Here is a 24,003-nt window from a genome sequence, read left to right on the forward strand (position 1 = left end):
CATGTGGAAATTCGCTGCCACCCGCATCGGCATGGCGATTCCGACCTTGGTGATCGTGGCGCTGGCCGTCTTCATTCTGGTGCGCCTGATCCCCGGTGACCCGGCAGCGCTGATGCTGGGTGACTCGGCCGATGCCGCATCGCTGGCAGCCCTGCGCGAGCAGCTGGGCCTCAACGCCAGCCTGCCCACGCAGTTCCTGGTCTGGGCCGGCCATGTGTTGCAGGGCGACCTGGGCCAGTCCATCTCCAACCGCCAACCCGTCGCCGCGCTGATCTGGCAGCGCTTTGCCGTCAGCGCCCAGATCGTGCTGCCTGCCGTGCTGCTGGCCACGCTGGTCGCCGTGCCGCTGGGCATGCTGGCGGCCTGGCGGCAGGGCCGCATCACCGACCTGGCGCTGGTCGCCACCGCCACCTTGCTGCTGTCGCTGCCCGCGTTCTGGATGGGGCTGCTGCTCTTGATGTTCTTCGCGCTCAAGCTGGGCTGGTTTCCGGTGGTCGGCTTTGTCGCCTTTGGCGAGAACCCGCAGCAGGCGCTGCTCTACCTGGTGCTGCCGATCACCACCTTGCTGCTCCATGAGATCGGCGTGATCCTGCGCATGACCCGCGCTTCCACCTTGGAGGTGCTGCACCTGGACTACATCACCCATGCCCGCGCCAAGGGCCTGAGCGAGATGACGGTGATGCTGCGCCATGCCTTCAAAAGCGCCTTTGGCCCCACCTGGACCCTGCTGGGCCTGATCCTGGGCAACCTGCTCGCCGGCGTGGCGGTGATCGAGACCGTGTTCACCATTCCCGGTCTGGGCCGTCTGCTGGTCGATGCGATTTTTGCCCGCGACTACCCGCTGATCCAGGGCTGCCTGCTCTTCATCGCCAGCATCTATGTCCTGGTGAATCTCTTTGTGGACCTGCTCTACCCCATCTTTGACCCCAGGGTGGCCGCATCATGAACCGCCGCTCCCTCTCCTTCTGGCTGGGCGCTGGCCTGGTCTCCGTGGTGGTCGTCGTGGCCTTGCTGGCCACGTTCTGGACGCCGTATGACCCGCTCAAGCTCGACTTCAAGACCCGCCTGGCAGCGCCCGGCTGGCAGCACTGGATGGGCACCGACGAGCTGGGCCGCGATGTGCTCAGCCGCCTGATGCGCGGCACGGCCACCAGCATCCGCATCAGCCTCAGCACCGTGTTTCTGGCCACCTTCTTTGGTGTGCTGATTGGCGCGCTCAGCGGCTACCTGCGCGGCTGGCCCGACCGCATCCTGATGGCCATCAACGATGCGCTGCTGGCCTTCCCCGGCCTGTTGATGGCGCTGGGCCTGCTGGCGGTGTTTGGCGCCAGCACCAGCGGCATCATCATCGCGCTGGCACTGGCCTATGCGTCATCGGTGTTGCGGGTGGTGCGCGGCACGGTGCTGGGCCTGCGCGAGCGTGATTTTGTGCGTGCCTCGCGCGTCATGGGCAACTCCGAGACCTACACCTTGCTGCGCCATGTGCTACCCAACTGCATTGCACCGGTGATCGTCATGGCCACCTCGATGTGCGGCTGGATCATCCTGGCCGAGAGCTCGCTGAGCTTTCTGGGCCTGGGCGTGGCGCCACCGGCACCCACCTGGGGCAACATGCTGGCGGGCAGCCGCTCCTATGTCAGCCAGGCGGCCTGGCTGGCGATTTTCCCAGGGCTGGCGATCTCGCTGGCACTGCTGGGCATCAACCTGCTCGGCGACGCCCTGCGCGACCGGCTCGACCCACGCATGCGGAGGCGCGTATGACCCCATCCCCTACCCTGCTGCAGATCCAGAATCTGAGCCTCTCGGCCGGCGCCGGCAAACTGGTGGTGCGCAATGCATCCTTGCAGCTGGCCGCTGGCGAGATTGTCGGAATTGTCGGTGAATCGGGCTCGGGCAAGACCATGCTCAGCCGCGCCGTGATGCGGCTCACGCCCCATGCCATCAGCCGCAGCGCGGGCGACATCCTGCTGGACGGCCAGTCGCTCTATGCGATGAACGAGCGCCAGCTGCGCGCTGTGCGCGGCCCGCGCGTGGCCATGGTGTTCCAGGAGCCGATGACCTCGCTCACGCCCACCCTGAGCATTGGCGAGCAGCTGCTCGAAGGCCTGCGCATGCACCTGCCCCAGGCGCGCGAAGAGCACATGCCGCGCATCCATGCAATGCTCGAGCGCGTGGGCCTGCGCGATACCCAGCGCATCCTGAGCGCGTTTCCGCATGAGTTCTCGGGCGGCATGCGCCAGCGCATCATGATCGCCTCGGCCATGCTGCTGCGCCCGGCGCTGCTGATTGCCGACGAGCCCACCACGGCGCTGGACGCCGTGGTGCAGCGCGAGGTGATGGAGATGATGCTGGAGCTGACGCGCGAGAACGGCACCGCCGTGCTGCTGATCAGCCATGACCTGCCGATGGTGGCCCGCTACGCGGACCGCATGGTGGTGATGAAGCAGGGCGACATTGTGGAGACCGGCCCCACCGCCCAGGTGCTGGCCGCCCCTGCGCATGACTACACGCGCCAGCTGCTGCGCACCCTGCCCCAGCGCCGCGCACCGCGCCAGATCGACCGCACGGCCCCGCTGATGTCGGCCCGCGACCTGGTGCTGGAGTTTGGCGGCCGCCAGCGCTGGTTCCGCAAGGGGGCACCGGCGCGCGTGCTCAAGGGCATCAGCCTGGATATCTTCCCCGGCGAGGTGGTGGCCGTGGTCGGCGAATCGGGCTCGGGCAAGACGACGCTGGGCATGATCCTGTCGGGCCTGCTGCAGCCCACCAGCGGCAGCCTGCGCTACAAGGGCCAGCCCTTGCTGCCGGGCAGCCCGGGCTTCAAGGACTACCGCTACAACTGCCAGATGGTCTTCCAGGACCCCTACTCATCGCTCGACCCGCGCATGACGGTGCAGGCCCTGGTGGCCGAGGCGCTGCGCATGGCCGAGGGCCTGAGCGCCAGCGACAAGCGCGAGCGCGTCCAGCAGGCGCTGGCCGATGTGGGGCTGGGCGGCGATTTTGCGACACGCTACCCGCATGAGCTCTCGGGCGGCCAACGCCAGCGCGTGGCCATTGCCCGGGTGCTGGTGCGGCGCCCCGCGCTGATGATTGCCGACGAGGCGGTCTCTGCGCTCGATGTGACGGTGCGCGCCCAGGTGCTGGACCTGCTGGCCGAGCTGCAGCAGCGCTATGGCTTCTCGTGCCTGTTCATCAGCCACGACCTGGGCGTGGTCGAGCAGATTGCCGACCGGGTCATCGTCGTGCAAGGCGGGGTGATTGCCGAGCAGGGCACACGCGACGCCGTGTTTGACGAGCCGCAGAACCCCTATACGCGCCAGCTGCTCGATGCCATCCCGATGCTGCAGGCGACGCCCGATGGCGGCGTGCACCTGCGCTGGCGCCATGCCAACGCCCATGCGGACAACGCCGCCTACCCTGCCTAAAAATTCAGCAAACTTTCAGGAGTCCTCTATGTCATCCCCTCCCGCCCGCCAGGGTCACGGCATCCAACTGAGCTTTTACGACTTTGGCGCCACCACCTTTTTTGCCAGCCAGTTCGACCAGCGCTTCAGCTACTGCCTCTACGTGCCCAAGAACTACAGCGAAAGCGAGGACAAGCTCTATAACCTGGCGGTGATCGTGCACGGCACGGGCCGCACCGCCAGCCAGTACCGCGACCGCTTTGCCGACTTTGCCGACCGCAATGACTGCATCGTGCTGGCGCCGCTTTTCCCCGCCGGCATTGGCGTGGCGGGCGATCTGGCCAACTACAAGCGCATTCTTTTCCATGGCATCCGCTATGACCAGGTGCTGCTGTCCATGGTCGATGAGGTGGCGGCCAAGTACCGCGTGCGCAGCCAGCGCTTTTTGATGTATGGCTTCTCGGGCGGCGGCCAGTTCTGCCAGCGCTTTTTTCTGCTGCACCCCGAGCGCCTGCAGGCCGTCTCGATTGGCGCGCCGGGCGTGGTCACCCTGCTCAACACCGACTACGACTGGTGGGTGGGCGTGCGCGATATCGAGCAGCGCTTTGGCCGCACGCTCAACCTGGCCGCGATGCGCGAGGTAGCCGTGCAGACCATCATCGGCACGGCCGACACCGCCACCTGGGAGATCACCATTCCGCGCGACAGCGCGCTGTGGATGGATGGCGCCCAGCTGCAGGGCGACAACCGCATCGAGCGCATCACCGCGCTGGCCGACAGCTTTGCCGCGCATGGCATCCGCGTGCAGCGCGACACCGTGCCCGGCATTGCGCACGAGCCCTTCAAGGTCATCGAGCCGGTCGAGGCCTTCTTGCAGCAGTGCCTGCGCACGCCGCAAGCTGCCTCGGTGTAAGAACCTGTTCCAAGCCCCCACGCCACCGTCCCCACCACCACAAGGAAGACCATGCCCACCAGCCGCTCTCTTTGGTCGCCCGCGCTGCTTGCCGCAGCCTGCGCGCTCAGTGCCCACAGCCAGGCCGCCGGCGTCCCCGATATGCTGCGCGTGGCGCTGCATGCCGATATCGCCAGCGTCAACCCCGGTGTCAACCGCGACGCCAACTCCGACATGGTGATGGCCCATGTGGTCGAGGGCCTGGTGGCCTATGGCGAGGACCTGACCATCAAGCCCATGCTGGCCAGCAGCTGGAAGGCCAATGACGACAGCACCAGCTACGACTTCAAGCTGCGCCCGAATGTGCGTTTTCACAATGGCAAGACCTTGTCGGCCGCCGATGTGGTGTGGAACTTCAAGCGCTACCTCGATCCCAAGACCAACTTCCAGTGCATCAACCGCTACAACGGCAAGATCGGGCCGGCGCTGCAGGAGGTGAAGGCGGTCGACACGCAGACCGTGCGCTTCAGCTTCTCGGCGCCTGCGCCCAACTTCTTGATGACCCTGGCCACCATCCAGTGCACGCCCTGGATCATCCATCCTGACTCGGTAGCCGCCAACGGCAGCGTCAGCCAGGTGATCGGCACCGGCCCCTATAGCTTTGCCGAGAAGCAGACCGGCCGCTACACCGAGCTCAAGCGCTTTGCCGACTACAGCGCGCTGCCCGGCGCGCGCGATGGCTATGCCGGCAACAAGCAGGCCAGCATTGCCACCCTGCGCTTTGTCACCGTGCCCGATGCCAGCACCCGCTCCAACGGCGTGCTCTCGCGCGATCTGGATGTCATCGACGATGTGGACCCCGACACCATCAAGGTGCTCAAGGACAAGGGCGTGCAGGTGGAGGTGCAACCCACCCCGAGCTGGGTGGTGCTGCAGCTGCAGACCGAGGCGCCGGCGCTCAAGGATGTGCGCATGCGCCAGGCGATTGCCAAGGCGCTGAGCCTGCCCGATGTGGCCGAAGCCGCTGGCAAGGGCCTGTTCACGCCCAACCCCTCGGTGATATCGCCGCTCAGCCCCTACTACGACCAGCGCAGCAAGGCCTGGCCCGGCTATGACCCGGTGGGCGCCAGCGCACTGGCCAAGCAGGCGGGCTACAAGGGCCAGCCCATCACGCTGCTGGTGGCCAACCGCCAGGAGCGCGTGCAGCTGGCCACCATCTTGCAGGCGCTGCTGGGCTCGGCCGGCATCAACATCGACATCAAGGTGCGTGACTGGGCCTCCCAGCTCGATCTGTACGGCAAGGGCCAGTACGAGCTGGCCATCTTTGCCTACTCGGCGCGGCTCGATCCCTTGCTGATGTATGAATCGCTGATCGGCGACAAAAAGGCCGAACCCACCCGCCAGTGGGACGATGCGCAGGCCTCGGCCTTGCTCAAGCAGGTGGCGATGGAGCGCGACCCGGCCCGCCGCAAGGACCTGTTCAACCAGCTCCATGCGCTGATGGCCAAGGAGGTGCCGATCATCGGCCTGTACAACCTGCCCGTCGTCACCGCGATGGCGCCCAGCATCAAGGGCTACAAGGGCTGGCCCGCCGGCACGCATCGCTTCTGGGGCGTGACCCGCGCCGCGCCCTAAAGCCGCCTCTGCGCGTGGCCAGAACTGCCTGGTTCTGCCACGCGCCCGCCTCTTTCCCCGCATTCCGCTCTCTGCGTTTCACACCCTGTATGTCTTTTTCTGCAACCGACTACCGCCTGGCCGACGCCACGGCACTGGCCCAGGCCATCCGCGCTGGTGCGCTCACACCCCAGGCAGCCGTGGACCATGCCTTTGCCGCCATCGAGCGCTGCAACCCCCAGCTCAATGCCGTGATCCTGACGATGCGCGCGCAGGCCGAGGAGCAACTGCGCCAGCTGCCGGCCGACGCGCCGCTGCGCGGCGTGCCGGTGCTGCTCAAGGACGACTGCCCCAGCTATGCCGGCGCGGCGATGTCCTTTGGCTCGCGCGCGGCGCTGGGCCATGTCTCGACCACTGCCCACACCCTGGTAAGGCGCTACCAACAGGCGGGCATGGTCATCGTCGGCAAGACCAATCTGCCCGAGTTCTCGGCCAATGTGGCGACCGCGCCCAGCCTGCATGGCCGCACCCTGAACCCCTGGAGCGCGGCGCACAATGTGGGCGGCTCCTCGGGGGGCTCGGCCGCCGCGGTGGCCGCGCGCATGGTGCCGCTGGCCTATGGCAATGACGGCGCGGGCTCGATCCGCATTCCGGCAGCCTGCACGGGGCTGTTTGGCCTGCGCCCCTCGCGCGGCCGCGTGGCCTGCGGCCCCGTCTCCAGCGAGAACTGGGGCGGTCTGGTGAGCCACCATGTGCTCACGCGCAGCGTGCGCGATTCGGCCCTGATGCTGGACCTCACTGATGCGCTGGAGCCCGGCTCGCTCTATGCCGCGCCCGCCAAGGCCGAAGCCTTTAGCCAGGCGCTGCTGCGCCCGCCCGGGCGGCTGCGCATTGGCGTGCTGCAGGATGCGGACCCGGCCCAGGCGCTGGATGGCGACATCCTGCAGCGCCTGCAGGACACGCGCCGCCTGCTGCAGGAGCTGGGCCATGCGACCGAAGAGGCGCACTGGAACTTTTCGCACAGTGATCTGGCCGCTGCTTTTAGCCGCATCATTGCCGCCTACACCGCGCTGGAAGTGGATGACCTGGTGCGCAGCACCGGCAGGCCAGCGACGGCGGAGTTCTTTGAACCGGTGAACCTGGGCCTGGCCGAGCAGGGCCGGCGCCTGGGCGCTGTCGAGCTATTGGCCGCGCGCAATACCTGCAACAGCATCGCCCGGCGCCTGGGCGAGATGTTTGGCCGCTATGACCTGCTGCTCTGCCCGGTAATGCCGACCCTGCCCCAGGGCCTGCAGGCGCTGGATGTGCGCCAGGCCGATGCGCAGCACTTCATGCGGGAGTTCATGGATGCGACCGTGTTCACCCGCCCGGCCAATGCCGCCGGCGTGCCCGCGATGAGCGTGCCGCTGTGGCAAAGCGCCAGCGGCCTGCCCATGGGCATGCAGTTCATCGCCCCCTATGGCGCAGAAAGCCGGCTGCTGCAGCTGGCCACGCAGCTGGAGCAGGCCCTGCCCTGGGACCCGCGCCTGCCCCCCGTCCACGCTTGATTCCAGACCCCTATGCTCTACACCAAACCCTATTACCAACCCCAGCAGCCCGCGCAGATCAAGGAGCTGGTCGACCGCGTGGTGCTGGGCACCCTGGTCACGCCGCACAGCGAAGGCGTGGCGCTGTCCCACCCGGTGTTCCGGCTCGACCCCACGCGCGGCGCGCTGGGCACCCTGGAGTCCCATGTGGCATCGGCCAGCGACCATGTGCGCTTTCTGCGCCAGGGCCTGCCGAGCATCGCCATCCTGATGGACCCGGGCAGCTATATCTCGCCGTCCTGGTACCCCAACTACCCGCATCGCGACAGCGCGCCGACATGGGGATTCCAGGTGGTGCACCTGCATGGCACCCCGCGCATGCTGGAAGAAGATGAACTCGTCGCCCACCTGCAGGACCTGGTGGGCCATATGGAGCGTGGCCGCCGCTGCCCCTGGGACAGCAGCGAGCTGGGCCCCGGCGGCATGGAGCGGCGCCTGCCCGGCATTGTGGGCTATGAGATGCCGGTGGCGCGCTGTGAAGCCAAGTTCAAGCTCGGCCAGGACGAACGCCCGGCCGACATGCGCGGCGCGGTCGAGCGCCTGCGCGAGCAGAACCAGCATGCGCTGGCCGATACCATAGAGCAGCACTGCCAACTCCAACAACCATGACCACCCCAGACAAACAGACCGACCCCATCGCCGATGCCATTGCGCGCCACCACAGCGGCCTCAGCGCCGTGCCGGAGGCCGCCGCCTTCCATGCCTGGGTGGCGCAGCAGCGCGGCAGCTGGAGTGGGCTGCTGCCCGGCCTGGCACAGGCGCGCATGGGCCATATCGATTTCCGCAGCCCGGATTCGGCCGTGGCCGCCGCCAGCGCCAGCATGGACCGCGAGAGCGCCATCCGCGCCTATGAGGACCTGCAGCAGCGCCAGGGGTTTGAGATGGGTGTGGGCCACTGGATGGAGCAGCGCTGCGTCTACCAAAGCAGCAACTACGCATCCACCCGCCTGGCGGGCGCGATGCGCGACTGCCACCTGGGCCTGGACCTGTTTGCGCCCGCAGGCACCGCGCTGCGGCTGCCGCTGGCCGCAGAGGTGGTGGTTGCGGAGGTGCGTGATATCCGGCTGGACTATGGCGGCATGCTGGTGCTGCGCCACCAGGGCCCTGCACACCCTCAGTTTTTCAGCATCTGGGGACATCTGAGCCATGCATCGGCCCGGCGCTGGCAGCCGGGCGATCAGATTGCCGCAGGTACCGAGTTTGCCCGCCTGGGCGACTTTGCAGAGAACGGCTGGTGGCTGCCCCATCTGCACTTGCAGCTGTGCCTGTTGCGCCTGCCCGACTTTAGCGACGCGCCCGGTGTCGGCGAGCAGGCCTTTGCGCCGGTCTGGCAGGACATCTTCCCCAACCCGGCGCCGCTGCTGCGCGCCGATGATGAGGCGCTGCGCAGCTAATTACTGTGCGGCTGGGTCGCAGCGCACCTGGTTCATATAGATCGAGCAGTTGTACTTGTTGCCCTGAAAGCTCGCCTGGTAGCGCGTCGATTCGCGCTGGCGGTCAAAGCCAAAGACCTGCACATGGGCCTCGGTGCTGCTGAAGTAGTTGGCGGTTTTCTCGGCGATCACCTGGTCCGACAGCACCGCATTGCTGCCAATGGGCGCCACCACATCGCAGCCCTGCAAGGCCAGCACGGCCACGCACAGGGCGGGCCAGGCGGCCAGGGGCAAAGACTTGCGCAAGATGGAGGGGGTCATGGAGGCATCCTGTAGGTAGCGGCAATGCGCTACTGTCTCACATCCCGTCGGTCCTGTCAGGAGGTGGTGCGCCAGGCTGCTTGCGCTTCGGCAGGCACGGCAGCCGAGCGCGCATTCCAGCGCTGCCAGGCCTTTTCATGGAAGAAAAAGGCAAAGGCCTGCACCGTGGGCTCGAGCAAGCTCAACGTGAGCGAGGCAATCAGGTTGCCGGTGACGGCATAGGCCACCATCGCGGCCACCGTGATGTGGATCAGGTAGTAGCTGGCGGTCTTTTTGAGGGTTTGGCGGTTGTTCTGCAGGCTGCGGCGGAGGGAGGACATGGCGGGCTCTTTCTTGCAATGAGGGCCACTAACACAACCCTTGATACGTCGTTGCCTGGCCGGCCGCGCCAAGCCTTGCCGTACTACTGTACTGTCTGCGGCTTGGCGCCTAGTCTCAACCGCAAACCTTTGGTTTGCTGGGTCGTGTTAGCGGCCCTAAATCAATGACAGTGCTGTAAATGATATTTATTAGCAATGGCAAAGGCCAATGAATCCTCGCTAAAAACAGCATAGGTCAGCGCAATACCTGCCGTCACGGGCAGGCGGCCCGCGCGCCAAGGCCTGCGCTATGATGCGGTGCGGTTGCCGACCGGGCGACGTAATAACACCTCCATAACAAGCCAGACGACCTATGACGACGGACCAGCAACGCAGCTATACGGCACCCTGCCCGGGTTGCGGTGCGCCTGTGGAATTTGCCAGCGCCCAGTCCGCCTTCGCCGTCTGCCCGTATTGCCACAGCTCCATCGTGCGCAATGGCGATATCTTGAAGCGCATCGGCAAGATGGCCGAGGTCTTCAACGACTACAGCCCGCTCAAGCTGAACCAGACCGGCCAGTTTGCCAAGGGCAGCCAGGGCAAGCCGGAGGGCTTTCGCCTGGTGGGCCGGCTGCAGTACAAGGGGGAGACCGGCAGCTGGAACGAATGGCTGGCACTGGGCGACAGCGGCGAGACCGCCGTCATCAGCGAGGACAACGGCCAGTTTGTGCTGAGCCGCGCGAGCCAGGCCCCCACCAAGAACCTGCCCCCCGCCGACCGCTGGCAGCCGGGCCAGCGCATTGCGATCAGCGGCGTGCAGTACAGCGTGACCAGCGTGGTGCTGGCCCAGCTGATGGCGGCCGAGGGCGAGATGCCGCACCAGCCCGAGCTGGGCAAGCCCTTTACCGTGGTGGAGCTGCGCACCGAAGACGACAAGGTGCTGTCCATCGACTACAGCGAGCAGCCCCCTGCCGTCTACCTGGGCGCGCCGGTGCTGCTGGGCTCGCTCAAGATTGCAGGGCTGCGGCCCACGTCCACCAAAAAGGACCAGGGCCGGCACTTCAACTGCCCGCGCTGCGCGGCGCGTGTCGACATCAAGCTGGACACGACCCAGGCCCTCACCTGCCCGAGCTGCGGCTCGCTCATCGATGTCTCGCAAGGCATTGGCGGCGAGCTGCGCGCGGCGATGCAGAAAGACCCGGTCAAGCCCCTGGTGCCGCTGGGCAAGATAGCAACGCTGGCCGGCAGCAAATGGCAGTTGGTGGGCTTTCAGCACCGCATGGGGATCGAACCCGATGACGACGAGTACTTTGGCTGGGATGAGTACCTGCTCTACCACAGCCAGCAGGGCTTCCAGTTTCTGGTCAACAGCAGCGAAGGCTGGAGCCTGGTCAAGACGCTGACCGGCGCGCCCGACTACCGCGCAGGGCGCAGCACGGCGACCTGGAAGCAGCAGACCTACCAGCTGCAATCGCGCTACCGCGCCGAGACCACCTATGTGCTGGGCGAGTTCTACTGGCCGGTGGCCCGGGGCGACAAGACCGACAATGTGGACTTTGCCCGTGGCAAGGATGGCGCGCAGCTGCTGAACCTGGAGCAAAGCGCGCGCGAGCTGAGCTGGTCGCTGGGCCGCAAGATGACGCCCGAGTCGGTCGCAGCCGCCTTTGGCATGAGCGACCAGCTGGCGCTGTTCAAGCCCGAGACCAGCAGCTTTACGGTGCCCAAGCTGGGCTGCATGCCCATCATCATTGGGCTGTTCCTGCTGTTCTTTTTGCTGATCTGGTTGTGGCCCAAGGGCTGCGATACTGCGCTGGAGCGGCGCAAACTGGCCGCCGACCCGACCTATGTGAGCAAGTGCAGCACCAGCACGGGCAGCGGCCGGTCGTCGAGCGGTTCCTGGGGTGGCTACAGCTCCGGCGGCAGCCACAAATAAACAATGGCTGGCAACAGCACTGCGCAGAGCCCAACCCGGGCGCGCATTTGACGAAGGAGAGAGTTGTGATGGATTTGGAATGGTTCCGCCCTGCGGCGTTTTTTGGCTCCATCCTGTTCGCCATGGTGGGCGTGGTGGTCTTCTGGCTGTGCTTTCTGATCATCGACAAGATCACCCCCGTGGACATGTGGGCCGAGATTGTGGAAAAGCAGAACCTCGCGCTGGGCGTGGTGGTGGCGGCGATGAGCCTGGGCATCAGCATCATCGTGGCAGCGGCCATCGGCTAGCGCCTGTTCGTGCCACGCCAGCTGCTGCGGCTGGCATGGCCACTACCGCCGTCGCCCGTTGATGATCGCTGTTGGCCACGGATGGCCGCTGCTGCAGCGCCTGGCATCTGCGCGGGCGATTGGCCCTTTTTTCCTGTTAGCCCACGCTGCTGGTGCCCGCGCGCCTGGCACCGTCCCTGCACTGTTCGCCCGTGTCGACCTCCAGCCCTGACAACCCCTCTGCCAACGCTTCCCCCCCAGCATCGCCCAGCCCGCGCCCCGATGGCGCTTTAGGCAGCGATCACGCGCTGGAGTTTGGCCACGCCGCCCTGCCGGAAAGCGGCGTGCGGCGCGCCAGCCCGCTGGAAGTGGCGATGCTGTTCAGCGTCTTTGTGGTGGCGGCCTGTGGCCTCTTGTACGAGCTGGCCGCAGCGGCGCTCGCGTCCTACCTGCTGGGTGATTCGGTGCTGCAGTTCTCCACCATCATCGGCACCTATCTGTTTGCGATGGGCATCGGCTCCTGGCTGTCGCGCTACCTGGTGCGCGAGCTGCCGGCGCATTTTCTGCGCATCGAGCTGATGGTGGCGCTGGTGGGCGGGGCCTTGCCTGCCGTGCTGTCCATCATCAACGCCTATGTGCCCAGCGCCTTCCACTGGATGCTGTATGGCACGGTGCTGGTGGTGGGCACCCTGGTGGGGCTGGAGATACCGCTGGTCATGCGCATCCTCAAGCGCAATGTGGTGCTGCGCGATCTGGTATCGAAAGTGCTGACCTTTGACTACCTGGGCGCGCTGGCGGTGTCGCTGGCCTTCCCGCTTCTGCTGGTGCCGCACCTGGGCCTCATCCGCACCGGACTGGTGTTTGGCCTGCTCAATGCGCTGGTAGCAGTATGGGCGCTGTTTCTCTTCAAGGAAGAGCTGCGCCGCTTTGGCAGCCATGTGCTGGCCTGCGGCCTGGTGATTGCCGCCTTGCTGGGCGGCCTGGTGGGCGCCGAGCGGCTGACGTCGCTGACCGAGGACCACTTCTACCAGGAGCCCATTGTGCTGACCCGCACGACGCCCTACCAGCGCATTGTGGTGACCCAGGGCAAGCGCGGCGCGCGCCTGTACCTGAACGGCAACCTGCAGTTTGCCCAGAGCGATGAATACCGCTACCACGAGGCCCTGGTGCACCCGGTGATGAGCCGCTTTGGCGCGCCGCGCAAGGTGGCGGTGTTTGGCGGTGGCGACGGCATGGCCGTGCGCGAAGTGCTCAAGTACCCCTCGGTCGAATCGGTGACCCTGGTCGAGCTGGACCCGCAGATGACCGACCTGTTCCAGAACGTGCCGAGCATGCAGGCGCTCAACAGCAATGCCTTGAACGACCCCAAGGTGCGCATCATCAATGCCGATGCCTTCCAGTGGCTGCAGAAGGCCGACGAGGTGTTCGATGTGATCATCGTGGACTTCCCCGACCCGACCAATTTTGCAGTGGGCAAGCTGTTCACCAACAGCTTCTACGCAATGCTGAGCCAGCATTTGGCGGCCAGCGGTTTTGCGGTGATCCAGACCACCTCGCCGCTGATTGCGCGCGAGAGTTTCTGGACCGTGGTGACCACCGTCGAATCGGTGGGCATGCAGGCCACGCCCTACCACGCCCATGTGCCCAGCTTTGGCGAATGGGGCTTTGTGATTGCCAGCCGCCGCCCCTGGAGCCTGCCGACCACCTTGCCCGAAGGCATGCGCTTTTTGAGCCTGCCCAGCCTGCCGCTGTTGTTTGACTTTCCGCCCGACATGGCGCGGGTGCCGACCGAGGTGAACCGCCTGTCCAACCAGGTGCTGGTGCACACCTATGAGCGCGAATGGGGCAAGGTGGCGCACTGACATGATGGCCTGCCACCCTTGCCCACTGCGGACCGCCCAGTGATGCAGCGCCGCTCCGTCCTGAAAGGCGCCGCGGCGCTGGCTGGCAGCAGCGCGCTGGCCGGCTGCAAGCCCGCGCCACCCAGCACCAGCACAGCCCATATCCAAGGCGGCTTTGTGGGCCAGGCCTGGGAGCGCGGCCATGCGATGCGCGACCGCCTGGCACAAGGCCTGCCGCTGCCCGCGCCCAGCCGTACCCACCGCGTGCAGGTGCTGATTGCCGGCGGCGGCATTGCCGCGCTATCGGCCGCCCGCGCCTTGCGCCTGGCAGGCGCCAGCGATGTGGCCCTGCTGGAGCTGGAAGACCAGGCCGGCGGCAACAGCCGTGGCGGCACGGTGCAGGGCCTGCGCTGCCCCTTGGGCGCCCACTACGTGCCGGTACCTGGCGACAGCGCGCCCGAGGTGCAGGATCTGCTGGAAGAACTGGGTGTGCGCCAGCGCGTAGCTGGCCGCTGGCAGTACAAGGACGAGTACCTGTGCTTTAGCCCGCAGGAGCGCCTTTTTATCCATGGCGAATGGCAGGAAGGCCTGCTGCCCACGCAGGACGTGGCCGCCAGCACCATCCCCCAGTACCAGCGCTTTGCCCAGCTGGTGGACAGCGCCATGCGCGCGCAGCCCTTCAGCATGCCGGTGATGCGCAGCTGGCAGGCCCAAGGCGGCCTGGCCCCCGCCCACCAGGCGCTGGATGCGATCCCTTTTGACACCTGGCTGGCCCAGCACCAGCTGGACGACCCGCTCCTGCGCTGGTATCTGGACTATGCCTGCCAGGACGACTTTGGCGCCGGCTGCGTCCAGGTATCGGCCTGGGCGGGCCTGCACTACTTTGCCAGCCGCCACGGCTTTCAGGCCCCGGGCATGCCAGACGACGCGCACGACAGCGTGCTGACCTGGCCGCAGGGCAATGGCTGGCTCAGCGAGCAGCTGAGCGCCCCGGTGCAGGCCGCCGGCTGGCTGCACAGCGGCCACACGGTGATGCGGATCGCCGAGACGCGCCAGGGCGTGGAGATCGACAGCTTCAACCACGCGAGCCAAAGCATGGAGCGCTGGCAGGCTGCGCACTGTATCGTGGCGCTGCCGACCTTTATCGCGGCCCATGTGGTGCAGGACCCGCCCGACTTTCTGCGCGCCGCCGTGCAGGCATTGGATTGGGCACCCTGGCAGGTGACCAATGTGCATATCCGCGCCCCACTGCGCGACCGCCCCGGCGCCGAACTGGCCTGGGACAATGTGCTGTACGACGATGTGGCCCACGGCGGCCTGGGCTACGTCAACGCAGGTCACCAGCGCCTCAATGCCATGCAGCAGCTGCCCACGGTGCTGACCTGCTACCGCGCCTTGGGCGGCAACGCGCCTGGCGCCAGCGCCCGCAGCGCCCGCCAGCAACTGCTGGCCCAAACTTGGGAAGCCGCCCGCGACCAAACCCTGGCGACGCTTGCCCGCGCGCACGCCGACATCTACGAAAAAACCACCCATGTCGAGGTCATGCGCTACGGCCACGCGATGGCCATTCCCCGCCCCGGCACCCAAACCGTGCTGAGCCGCATCGGCCAGCCCGCCACCAGCGCCAAGCGCCCAGCGCGGATCAACGGCGAACGCCTCCAAGCCCTACCCACCCCGAGCACCGGCCGCCTGCATTTTGCGCACAGCGACTGGTCGGGGTATTCGGTGTTTGAGGAGGCGTTTACGCGGGGGTTGTATGCGGGGGCGGCAGCGGTACGGGGGTGATGGAGGCAGCTGCGCATGCACATTGGGAGCCATGCCTCACGCCGGCAAGTGAAGCGCATGGCTGAGATGCAGCAGGCGCTGGTAAGCTCCTTTGCTCACAAAAAAAGCAGGGGTTCTTCTACCGGACGCGAGGCGTCCCGATCAATCTGCCTGGACTTTTGCCGACTTGACCACCGCCTCCCATTTCTTGCGGTCTTGGGCGATGGTCTTGGCAAACTCCTGCGGGCTGCTGTACAGCGGCTGGATGCCGTAGGGTTTGAGTGAATTTTCCATCGACGGCTCGCGCATCACCTTCACCAACTGACGGTTGAGGTAGGACACGATCTCCGGAGAGGTCCCGGCCGGCGCCAAAACGCCCAGCCACAGCGAGACGTCATAGTCTTTGAAGCCTGCAGTCTCAGCCATGGGCGGCACCTCCGGCATGGCCGGCATGCGCTCACGTGACGTCACCGCCAGCGGGCGCAGCTTGCCGCTCCTGGTGTACTCGCCAAAGAGCGACGCGGTATCGAAAGTCATGTCGATGCGCCCAGCAATCAGGTCGGGAAGCCCGGCTGAGCTGCCCTTGTAGGGAACATGCTGCATGTCCACCCCGGCGATCGATTTGAACAGCTCGCCCGACAGGTGGCTGCTGGTGCCGTTGCCCGCAGAGCTGAAACTCAGACTACCCGGTTTCTTGCGCGCCAGCGCCACCAGCTCGGCCACCGATTTTGCGGGCACCTGCGGATTCACCACCAGCAGGTTGGCAGTGACATGCGTCAGGCCCACCGGCGCAAAGCTGGTGGCCGGATCGTATTTGAGGTTGGGATAGAGGCTGGGATTGATGGTCAACACCCCCATCGTCGAGTACAGCAGCGTGTAGCCATCCTTGGGGGCATTGGCAACAGCCTCGGCACCGATACTCCCGCCTGCGCCAGCCTTGTTATCCACGATCACCGGCTGCCCCAGCGCCTCTGCCAGCTTCTGCGCCATACCGCGCGCCATCTGGTCGGTGGCGCCGCCTGCCAGGAAAGGCACAACGAGGCGGATGGGCTTATTCGGGTAGCCACCCGGGCCCTCATCCGCCTGCACTCCAGTCACTGCCACAGCGGCCAAAGCGAATCCGGCGATGAATTTCTTGCATTGCATTTGATGTCTCTCCATTTCTTATGCGCTGTATTGCCACGGCGGACCAGCACTGCTCCGAGTGTAGGCACAGCACAGCCCAATACCAGCCAAGCTGCGGCAAGGCTGGCATGCATCCCGAGACATAGCGGCGGTGCCTGCATCGCTCCAATGCGCATAGCAGAAGTGATGCTGCAGAGCTGGCTGGCACAGGGGGGCATTGGATAGACTGATCCTTTGCCATCACCAAGAGAAGAGACATGAGCGACTGGAAAGAATTGACGCAGTTGAGCGTGGAGGTGAGCGACCATATTGCCGTGATGACGCTCGACAGCCCCCCGGTGAACGCCCTGACGCGCACGCTCAATGACGAGCTGACCTGGGCGTTGGATCGGGTCTCGGAAATGGACGAGGTCCGCGTCGTGGTGCTCACGGGGGCTGGCAAAGTGTTCTGCGCCGGCGCGGATCTCAAGGGCCGGGCCGATGTCATCAAAGGCCCCGGGGACCTGCTGGCGCACTCGCGGCGCACGCGCGAGTGCTTCCATGCGATCCGCGAATGCGCCAAGCCGGTGATCTGTGCGATCAATGGCGTGGCGCTTGGCTCAGGCCTGGCGATGGCTGCATCGTCCGACCTGCTGCTGTGCTCGGACAAGGCATCGCTGGGCCTGCCCGAGGTGGATGTGGGTTTGCTCGGCGGCAGCCGCCATGCGATGCGGCTGTTCAACCATACCCAGCTGCGCCACATGATGCTCACGGGCTACCGTATGCCCGGCGCCGAGCTGTACCGCCTTGGCATCGTTCTGGCCTGCACCACTCCCGAAGAGCTGATGCCCACCGCGATGAAGCTGGCGGCCGTCGTCGCCTCCAAAAGCCCGGTGTCGACACGCATGGGCAAGCACACCATGAATGTGGTCGAGGACATGAGCCTGCGCGATGGCTACCGCTATGAACAGGACATGACAGCGCAGATTGCCAAGACCGACGATGCCAAGGAAGCGCAGCTCGCGTTCAAGGAAAAGCGCGCCCCGGTTTTCACCGGGCGTTGAGCGCAGGCGGCGCGCATGGCGCGCCCCCCCCACCTCGTCAGTCGTAGAGTCGCGTCGGGTTGTCCTGGAGCACCTGGCGCACCGCTGTGTCGCTCCCGGACCATTGCTTGAAGGTTTCCAGCAGCTGCCCGGCATCGGGCTCAGGCGTCACACGCAGGTGCGGCCAATCGCTGCCCCATACCAGCTGCTCGGGGTTGGCCTCCAGCAGCAGGTCGTGAAACGGCCGGGCACGCTCCAGGTCGGCATCGCCTAAGACGTTGCGGTAGGCGCACAACTTGACCCACACCGTGCCCTCCTCCAGCAAAGACAGCAGTTGGCGAAAGCCGGGCGCATCCACGCCCGCGGTGGCATCGAAACCGCCCATGTGATCGATGACCACCGGCACCGGCAGCTGGCGCAGGCGCGGCGCGATATCGGGCAGCACTTGGCAGTCGGTCCACAGCTCGGCATGCAGTCCTTCGCTGGCCAAGGTAGCAGCCATGTCTTCCAGATCCTGCAACGACGCACTACCGGCGAAGTTGCCGCTGGCGCTGCGTTGGCTGAAGCGCGCCGCACGCACGCCACGCGCGCGCAGCCCGCGCAGGCGCTCCGCGGCATGGGGGCGCAGCACGGCAACGCCGCGCAGCTGCGGCAAGGCGGCGAGCGTGTCCAGCAGCAAGCGGTGGTCTTCCCCATAGGCGCTGGGCTGCACGAGCACGCCGTGGGTCAGGTCCAGGCGCCCCAGCAGCGCCAGATAGTCGGCCTGCAGGGCTTCGGGTGGCGTATAGCTGCGGTCCTCGTTCAGCGGATAGCGCGCGTAGGGGCCGAACAAGTGGGCGTGGCAGTCCCAGCCCCGGGTGATCGCATCGCTCATGGCCTATTTCCTTGGTGTTGGGGCAAGGGGAATGCCGGCTGCTGGCCTTCGGGCAACGGAATCTCGTGGGCATTGAGCGTCATCGCCACCATGGTGTAGTAGCCGACCAGCGCCGTCAGCTCCACCACAGCGCGCTCGCCAAACACCTCCAGCGTCGCCGCGTAGGTGGCATCCGAAACCGAGCGCTGCTGGTTGAGCTCCAGCGCGAACTGGTACACCAGCTGCTCCTCCGGCGCGCGAAAGGGCGGCGGCGTCTGGGCCAGCAAGGCTTCGAGGATATCGACCTCGATGCCGATCTTCTCCGATTCGCGCCGGTGCGCATACCACTCGAAGGGAGACTGGCAGGCGCGACCCGTCACCAAGATGGCGATCTCCGACTGCCGCTGCGTCAGGCTGGTGCGGTAGCGCAGCAGCGCACCGAGGGCTTGCCAGCAGTCGGCCAACTCGGCGTTGTGCAGCGCCGCGCGCAGCGGGCCCTCGATCTTGCCGCGCGGGCCGGACACGACCTTGTCGTAGACCTGGCGCTGAGCGGGTGACATGCTCTCTGGGGCGGGTAGGGAAATGCGGGGCATGGGTCTCCTTCGTATGCAGGTCATGGATTTCACCATGCATCCCGGCCGTCTCACCCCCCTGCAGCCGGCAAAGCTGTTATGCCTGCAGCGTGGATCGCCACATGCCGGCGTGCGCCTGTTCATCGACGATCTGCGCGATCTGCCGCGCCACGGCTGACGCCGCGCGGCCCGGGCCCTTGTTGCGGGCAAAGACCATGGAGACGATGCGCTGCAGGGGAGGATTGACGATGCGCGCGGCGCTGAGGCTGCCGTCTTGCACCTCGCTCCAGACGGCATGGATCGGTAGCACGGTGTAGAGCCCCTCCTGGGCGACCAGAGAGCGCATCAGCGGCAGCGAATCGGCTTCGATGACAGGGACCAGATTCATGTGCTCCTGGCGCGCCAGCGCATCCAAGGTCGTACGCAGGCCATTGGGAGCACCGGGCAAGATGAAGGGCAGATCGTGCAGCGCAGAAAAGTTCACCTCTGGTGCCGAAGTCAGCGCATCGCCTGCCGGACCGATCAGAAAGCTCTCCACGCTGGCCAGCGCCTGCTCCTGCTCGGGCACCGCATGGCTGTATCGATAGAGAATGGCGATGTCCACGCGCGCATCGGCCAGCCATTCCTCGACCTGGCCGCTCGAGCCTTCGAGGATCTTCAGGTGGATGCCAGGAAACTGCGCCCTGATCTGCTGGAACAGCCGCCCGACGATAGGTCCGGAGATGGAGGGCAGGGAGCCCACCGTGACACGCCCGGCGGGCTCGCGCGCCTCGCCGCGGATCTCGACTTCGAGCTGCTCGGCATCCGCCAGCAGGTTCTTCACATGGGGAAAGATGCGCTCGCCCACATCGGACAGTGTCACGCCGCGCCCGGTGCGGTTGAACAGCCGCGCGCCGCAGTCGCGCTCCAGCGCATTCAGTTGGCGGCTCAGCAGGGATTGATTGCTGTCGAGAAAAAGCGCGGCCCGCGTCAAGCTGCCAAGCTCGGCAATGGCCAAAAACGTGCGCCATTTTTGCAGGTTGGAGGCGATGTCGAGCTGGAGTGTGGTGGCTTTAGCGCTGCACATGGAATCGGAAAGAGGCATCAGGACAATGGCTGATTAAACCCCATGTGCTGCGCCCGCGCTGCTTGCGCCCCCCTCCGGCAGCAGGGCCATCCAGCGCGCGATTGCGCCAGCCACCGCGACGGGTTGCTCCACCACCAGCGCATGGCTGGCCTGGTCGATCACCTGCACCGTCACCCGCTGCGCGCCCAGCAGGTTCTGCAGCTCGCCGCGGCTTTCAAGCGGGCGCCAGGGATCCTGAGCGCCTTGCAGGTCCAGCAGCGGCGCATTGGCCACCGTCCACCAGCGGTCCTTGGCCGGCACCGTGCCCGCCACGCGGTAGACCGCACGCAACTCGGGATGCCAGCCTTCGAGCCAGGCCCTGGGGTCGTTGCCCGCGGCGAAGAAGGCGCGCTGCAGATGGGCGATGCGCAGGGCATCGGGCTGGCTGGGGTCGGAGGCGATGTCCAGCGATTCCGCCATGCCTGCCGGAAACACCCGCGCTGCGGCCCCCGCTACGACCACGCCGCGCACGCATTGCGGGTGGTCCATATCGGCCACGCGCGCGATGAAATGGCCAAACGCATGGCCGACCAGCACTGCGCTGCCGCCGCCCAGCGCCTCTACGGTGTCGATCACGTCCTGCGCTAGCGCGTGAAGTGTGAGCTGCCTGACGGGCAGCGTGGTGCGCCCCATGCCGCGTGGCTGGGGCCGCAGCACGCGGTGACCGAGCAGCGCCAGCTGCCGCGCCAGGGGGTCGAAATCCAGCGAATCGCGCTGCGACGACGGTAGCAGCACGATGGCCGGGCCCACGCCGTTCTGCGGAGCATCGATCACTACATCGATCTCGCCATCACCGGTGCAGACCATCTCACGGCAGTGCAGCACCGCTGGGGGGATCGTCGCGTTCATGGCATCAATCCACCGTCGCGCCGGACTGCTTGACAATGCTGCGCCACTTGGGAATCTCGCTGCGCACCAGCTGGGCAAACTCTTCGGGGCTGCTGGAGGTCGGCTCAATACCCAGTTGGGTGAGCTGTTTGCGCAGCTCGGGCGTGGCCATGGCACGCACCAACGCGGCATTCAGTCTGTCGATCACGCCTTTGGGTGTGCCGGCTGGCGCCATGACGCCCAGCCAGTTCGAGACGTCGTAACCGGCCAGCCCCGACTCGGCCAGCGTGGGAATGTCCGGCAGCGAACTGAGCCGGGTACGTGATGTCACGGCCAGCGCGCGGGCCCGTCCGCTGCGGATCTGCTCTTCGTAAACGGTGTAGGAGTCAAAGGTCATGTCGACCCGGCCAGCCAGCACATCGGTGAGCAGCGGCGCACTGCCCTTGTACGGAACATGCACCATCTTCACCCCGGCAAGGTCATCGAACAGCGCACCCGACAGATGGCTGGAGCTGCCGTTGCCAGCCGAGCCGTAGGTCAGCACGCCAGGCTTGCTTTTTGCCAGCGCAATCAGCTCCTTGACGCTGCGCGCCGGCACCGCCGCGCCCACCACCAGCACCCGCGGGGTGGTGTGCGTCAACGCCACCGGCGCGAAGTCCTTGACCGGGTCGTAGCGCAGCTTGGCATACAGCGCCGGGTTGATGGCCTGTGTGCCCATGGTGGCAAAAAACAGCGTATAGCCATCGGCAGGCGCACGAGCTACCAGCTCCGCAGCAGTCACGCCGCCAGCGCCTCCACGGTTTTCAACGACCACCTGCTGTCCCAGCTCGGATCCCAAGCGCTGCGCCATGCCGCGCGCCATCATGTCAGCGGCGCCACCGGCGGGGAAGGGCACCACCAGCCGCAGTGGCTTGTCGGGAAAGCCTTCAGCCCTTGCCAGGGACGGCACAGCGGCGTACAGCGCTGCTGCCGCCAGCGCCAGCAGCAACGGGCGTCGGCCTATGCCTGCGGCAGCGCTCGCAGGCGCAGCCAAGTTTTGCGGAAATGTCATGCCGGCTGTCTCCTCGTTATTGAAACCCTGCCACCGGGCAATCTGGGTTCTACCGTCTGGGGTGGTCTTTCGCGCAGTCTCAGCTACGCCAGCCCACGCCGCAGCCCTGCCCCTTGGGCAGTGTCAGGATGCCGTCTTGCACTGGCAGCGGCGTGAACGGGTCGTCTTGCAGATGCAGATGCTCAGACAGCTCGCAGGCATAGGGAAGCGCCTTTGGAATGCATGCCGCCTGCAGTGCCATGGCCTGCATCAGCGCCGGCCCGAACGCCGCACCGATGCGGCAGGCCACCTGGCCGCCCTCGCAGATACGCACGGCTTCGAGGAAGTGGCGCAGCCCGCCAAGGTTGGTGACCTTGAGGTTGATCACATCCACCACGCGTTCGGATACCAGCCTGAACACATCGCGCACGCTCTGCGCGCTCTCGTCAGCCTCGATGGCCACCGGCAGCGTCCGCGTCAGCAGGGCCAACCCGGCGATATCGGCCGCAGGCACGGGCTGCTCGATCAGCGCGATGTCATAACGCTCCATTTTGGAGAACGCGCTGATCAGCTGCTTGGCGTGGTACGACTGGTTGGGGTCGAGCGTCAGCGCCACATGCGGCCCCACTGCCGCGCGCACGGCGGCAATGCGCTGGATGTCGGTCACCGTATCGCCCGCCAGCTTGAGCTTGAGCTGCGAATAGCCTTCGCCCGCCAGCCTTGCCGCGATGGCCGCCATTTCGTCAGGCGACTTGATTGGAAGAATGCGCGACAGCGCGACGCCATCGCGCATCTTGCCACCCAGCAGCACATGCACCGGCACGCCCAGGCGGCGTGCCAGCAGGTCATGCAGGGCCATATCGATGCCGGCCTTCACGGTGGGGTTGAAGGCCAGTGTGGCATCCACCTCTTCCATGATGGAGGCGATGTCGTCGGCACGCCGACCGATCAGCCGTGGCGCGAGGAACTCCAACGCCGCCAGCGCGCCGGCGCCATGTGTGGAGATCGCGGGTATCGCATGCACATAGCCAAGGCCGATGTGACCGTCCTCGTCCTGCAGCTGCAGCACCGCCCCTTCAAGGCGCGGCACCTGCGCGCGTGCAAACTTCCATTGCGGATCAGCCAGCCCCTGGATGCAGGGCTTGACCAAAGCGTGGGTAATCTTCATCGCGTTCAGTCCAGCGTGATCTTCGCACTGGTGATCACACCGCGCCATTTATCAGACTCGGCCTGCATCAGGCTGCGGTACTCCGCTGGCGTCGAGGTGGCAGCGATCGCGCCTTGCTTGAGAAACCGCTCCTTCATCTCCGGCGAGTTGATGGCCGCTACGGCTGCTTCGCGCAGCTTGGTCTGCACGCCGGCAGGAAGGCCCTTGGGCGCAATCAGACCATAGGTGGTCTCCATCAGCACATTCGGCAGCCCCAGCTCCACCGTGGTGGGAACATCGGGCAGCTGCGGTGCGCGCGTCTTGCCCGCGACCGCCAGCACCACCAGGTTGCCATTGGCGGCAAAGGGCAAGATAGGAAGCAGATCCACCATGGTCATCTGCACCTCGCCCGACAGTACCGCGCTGATGGCAGGCGCCGCGCCCTTGTAGGGCACATGCACGATGGCTGCGCCCGTCTCCTGCTTGAACAGCTCAAAGCCGATATGCGGCGTGGTGCCCGCACCTGCGGAGCTGTAGTTCAGGGTATTGGGCGCGGCCTTGGCCTTGGCAATCAACTGCTCCAGCGAGGTGATACCGGACTTGCGGTTCACCACGATCACGCTGGGTATGCGCGCCGCCAGCGTGAGAAACTCCAGGTCGTCGAGCGAGTAAGGTACTTTCGTCAGGTTGGGCATGCCGGCCAGCGGGCCCGGCGCGACCAGCGCAAATTGGTGGCCGTCCGCTGGCGACTTGGCGGTGGCATCGACGCCAATGGTGCCGCCCGCGCCCGCCCGGTTATCAACTACCACCGGCTGCCCCAGGGAAGCTGCCATCTTGGTTCCGATCATGCGCGCGATGGCGTCGGTCGGGCCGCCAGCCGCATAGGGAACGATGAGCTTGAGCGGCTTGGTGGGCCAGTTGTCGGCCCACGCGTGGCCGCTTGCGAGCAAGGGGCCGATAGCCGCCAAGAGGCTGGCAAAAGTACGTCTATGCATGGTCGTTGTCTCCTTTTGCACCAGTCTATGCAGAGC

Annotated in this window: 23 protein-coding genes; 13 read left to right on the forward strand and 10 right to left on the reverse strand. The window is 66.2% G+C overall.

Translation table 11 applies throughout. The annotated features are described in order from the left end of the window. The first annotated feature begins 1 nt into the window (after position 1). The 8 genes from ACPEE1_RS00695 (at position 2) to ACPEE1_RS00730 (ending at position 8,887) form a co-directional block, all read left to right on the forward strand. Complete coding sequence (locus ACPEE1_RS00695; protein ID WP_423934959.1) at positions 2–946, forward strand: ABC transporter permease; 945 nt, start codon at positions 2–4, stop codon at positions 944–946. Beyond that, positions 943–1,761: an ABC transporter permease gene (locus ACPEE1_RS00700; RefSeq protein ID WP_423934960.1), complete on the forward strand. Its 819-nt coding sequence runs from the start codon at positions 943–945 to the stop codon at positions 1,759–1,761. The genes ACPEE1_RS00695 and ACPEE1_RS00700 overlap by 4 nt, the downstream gene beginning before the upstream one ends. Further along, positions 1,758–3,422 (forward strand): dipeptide ABC transporter ATP-binding protein, encoded by a 1,665-nt coding sequence (locus tag ACPEE1_RS00705; RefSeq protein ID WP_423934961.1) that lies wholly within the window; start codon positions 1,758–1,760, stop codon positions 3,420–3,422. The genes ACPEE1_RS00700 and ACPEE1_RS00705 overlap by 4 nt, the downstream gene beginning before the upstream one ends. 28 nt (positions 3,423–3,450) lie before the next feature. Beyond that, a complete protein-coding gene (locus ACPEE1_RS00710) occupies positions 3,451–4,314 on the forward strand; it encodes an alpha/beta hydrolase (protein ID WP_116925368.1) in 864 nt (287 codons plus the stop codon). A gap of 51 nt (positions 4,315–4,365) precedes the next feature. Beyond that, positions 4,366–5,928, forward strand: a complete 1,563-nt coding sequence (locus ACPEE1_RS00715) for an ABC transporter substrate-binding protein (RefSeq protein WP_423934962.1) — start codon at positions 4,366–4,368, stop codon at positions 5,926–5,928. Positions 5,929–6,017: 89 nt separating this feature from the next. After that, positions 6,018–7,454: an amidase gene (locus tag ACPEE1_RS00720; protein ID WP_423934963.1), complete on the forward strand. Its 1,437-nt coding sequence runs from the start codon at positions 6,018–6,020 to the stop codon at positions 7,452–7,454. 12 nt (positions 7,455–7,466) lie between these two features. Beyond that, on the forward strand, positions 7,467–8,102 hold the full coding sequence (locus ACPEE1_RS00725) for an FMN-binding negative transcriptional regulator (protein ID WP_423934964.1): 636 nt from the start codon (positions 7,467–7,469) through the stop codon (positions 8,100–8,102). Next, the gene (locus ACPEE1_RS00730) at positions 8,099–8,887 is read left to right on the forward strand and encodes a peptidoglycan DD-metalloendopeptidase family protein (RefSeq protein WP_423934965.1); all 789 of its coding nucleotides are present in this window, start codon (positions 8,099–8,101) and stop codon (positions 8,885–8,887) included. The genes ACPEE1_RS00725 and ACPEE1_RS00730 overlap by 4 nt, the downstream gene beginning before the upstream one ends. Here ACPEE1_RS00730 and ACPEE1_RS00735 read toward each other — a convergent pair whose 3' ends face one another. Both ACPEE1_RS00735 and ACPEE1_RS00740 read right to left on the reverse strand, forming a co-directional pair. Continuing rightward, positions 8,888–9,187 carry a hypothetical protein gene (locus ACPEE1_RS00735; RefSeq protein WP_116925363.1) on the reverse strand — a complete coding sequence of 100 codons (300 nt, stop codon included), beginning with the start codon at positions 9,185–9,187 and terminating at the stop codon, positions 8,888–8,890. A 56-nt stretch (positions 9,188–9,243) separates the two neighbouring features. Further along, on the reverse strand, positions 9,244–9,507 hold the full coding sequence (locus tag ACPEE1_RS00740) for a DUF2061 domain-containing protein (protein ID WP_182344368.1): 264 nt from the start codon (positions 9,505–9,507) through the stop codon (positions 9,244–9,246). 352 nt (positions 9,508–9,859) lie between these two features. Here ACPEE1_RS00740 and ACPEE1_RS00745 point away from each other — a divergent pair, with 352 nt between their 5' ends. The 4 genes from ACPEE1_RS00745 to ACPEE1_RS00760 all read left to right on the forward strand — a co-directional run bounded on the left by ACPEE1_RS00745 (position 9,860) and on the right by ACPEE1_RS00760 (position 15,311). Next, complete coding sequence (locus ACPEE1_RS00745) at positions 9,860–11,419, forward strand: DUF4178 domain-containing protein (protein ID WP_182344366.1); 1,560 nt, start codon at positions 9,860–9,862, stop codon at positions 11,417–11,419. 68 nt (positions 11,420–11,487) lie between these two features. Then, complete coding sequence (locus ACPEE1_RS00750; protein WP_021027983.1) at positions 11,488–11,706, forward strand: DUF350 domain-containing protein; 219 nt, start codon at positions 11,488–11,490, stop codon at positions 11,704–11,706. A 353-nt stretch (positions 11,707–12,059) separates the two neighbouring features. Then, positions 12,060–13,547, forward strand: a complete 1,488-nt coding sequence (locus ACPEE1_RS00755; RefSeq protein ID WP_052330132.1) for a polyamine aminopropyltransferase — start codon at positions 12,060–12,062, stop codon at positions 13,545–13,547. Positions 13,548–13,589: 42 nt separating this feature from the next. After that, positions 13,590–15,311 carry an FAD-dependent oxidoreductase gene (locus ACPEE1_RS00760; protein WP_423934966.1) on the forward strand — a complete coding sequence of 574 codons (1,722 nt, stop codon included), beginning with the start codon at positions 13,590–13,592 and terminating at the stop codon, positions 15,309–15,311. 141 nt (positions 15,312–15,452) lie between these two features. Here the strand turns inward: ACPEE1_RS00760 and ACPEE1_RS00765 are convergent, their stop codons facing one another. Further along, positions 15,453–16,280, reverse strand: coding sequence for a Bug family tripartite tricarboxylate transporter substrate binding protein (locus ACPEE1_RS00765; protein WP_423934967.1), 828 nt, complete (start codon positions 16,278–16,280; stop codon positions 15,453–15,455). 392 nt (positions 16,281–16,672) lie between these two features. On the opposite strand from ACPEE1_RS00765, the gene ACPEE1_RS00770 reads away from it, so the two are divergent. Further along, the gene (locus ACPEE1_RS00770; protein ID WP_116925358.1) at positions 16,673–17,458 is read left to right on the forward strand and encodes an enoyl-CoA hydratase/isomerase family protein; all 786 of its coding nucleotides are present in this window, start codon (positions 16,673–16,675) and stop codon (positions 17,456–17,458) included. Positions 17,459–17,495: 37 nt separating this feature from the next. Here ACPEE1_RS00770 and ACPEE1_RS00775 read toward each other — a convergent pair whose 3' ends face one another. The 7 genes from ACPEE1_RS00775 to ACPEE1_RS00805 form a co-directional block, all read right to left on the reverse strand. Continuing rightward, positions 17,496–18,311, reverse strand: coding sequence for an amidohydrolase family protein (locus ACPEE1_RS00775; protein WP_116925357.1), 816 nt, complete (start codon positions 18,309–18,311; stop codon positions 17,496–17,498). Further along, positions 18,308–18,883, reverse strand: a complete 576-nt coding sequence (locus ACPEE1_RS00780) for a carboxymuconolactone decarboxylase family protein (RefSeq protein ID WP_182344362.1) — start codon at positions 18,881–18,883, stop codon at positions 18,308–18,310. The genes ACPEE1_RS00775 and ACPEE1_RS00780 overlap by 4 nt, the downstream gene beginning before the upstream one ends. A gap of 76 nt (positions 18,884–18,959) precedes the next feature. Beyond that, entirely contained in the window at positions 18,960–19,928 is a 969-nt protein-coding gene (locus ACPEE1_RS00785; RefSeq protein WP_116925355.1) for a LysR family transcriptional regulator, read from the reverse strand. Between the two features lie 33 nt (positions 19,929–19,961). Next, positions 19,962–20,816 (reverse strand): alpha/beta fold hydrolase, encoded by an 855-nt coding sequence (locus ACPEE1_RS00790; RefSeq protein WP_423934968.1) that lies wholly within the window; start codon positions 20,814–20,816, stop codon positions 19,962–19,964. 4 nt (positions 20,817–20,820) lie between these two features. Next, positions 20,821–21,846, reverse strand: coding sequence for a Bug family tripartite tricarboxylate transporter substrate binding protein (locus ACPEE1_RS00795; RefSeq protein ID WP_423934969.1), 1,026 nt, complete (start codon positions 21,844–21,846; stop codon positions 20,821–20,823). A 79-nt stretch (positions 21,847–21,925) separates the two neighbouring features. Further along, the gene (locus ACPEE1_RS00800; RefSeq protein ID WP_260718556.1) at positions 21,926–22,993 is read right to left on the reverse strand and encodes a mandelate racemase/muconate lactonizing enzyme family protein; all 1,068 of its coding nucleotides are present in this window, start codon (positions 22,991–22,993) and stop codon (positions 21,926–21,928) included. Positions 22,994–22,998: 5 nt separating this feature from the next. Beyond that, positions 22,999–23,967, reverse strand: coding sequence for a Bug family tripartite tricarboxylate transporter substrate binding protein (locus ACPEE1_RS00805; RefSeq protein WP_116925352.1), 969 nt, complete (start codon positions 23,965–23,967; stop codon positions 22,999–23,001). Positions 23,968–24,003: the final 36 nt, after the last annotated feature.

This window comes from Comamonas sp. 23 (assembly GCF_049601575.1).
In the GTDB taxonomy this organism is placed as follows: domain Bacteria; phylum Pseudomonadota; class Gammaproteobacteria; order Burkholderiales; family Burkholderiaceae_C; genus Comamonas; species Comamonas squillarum.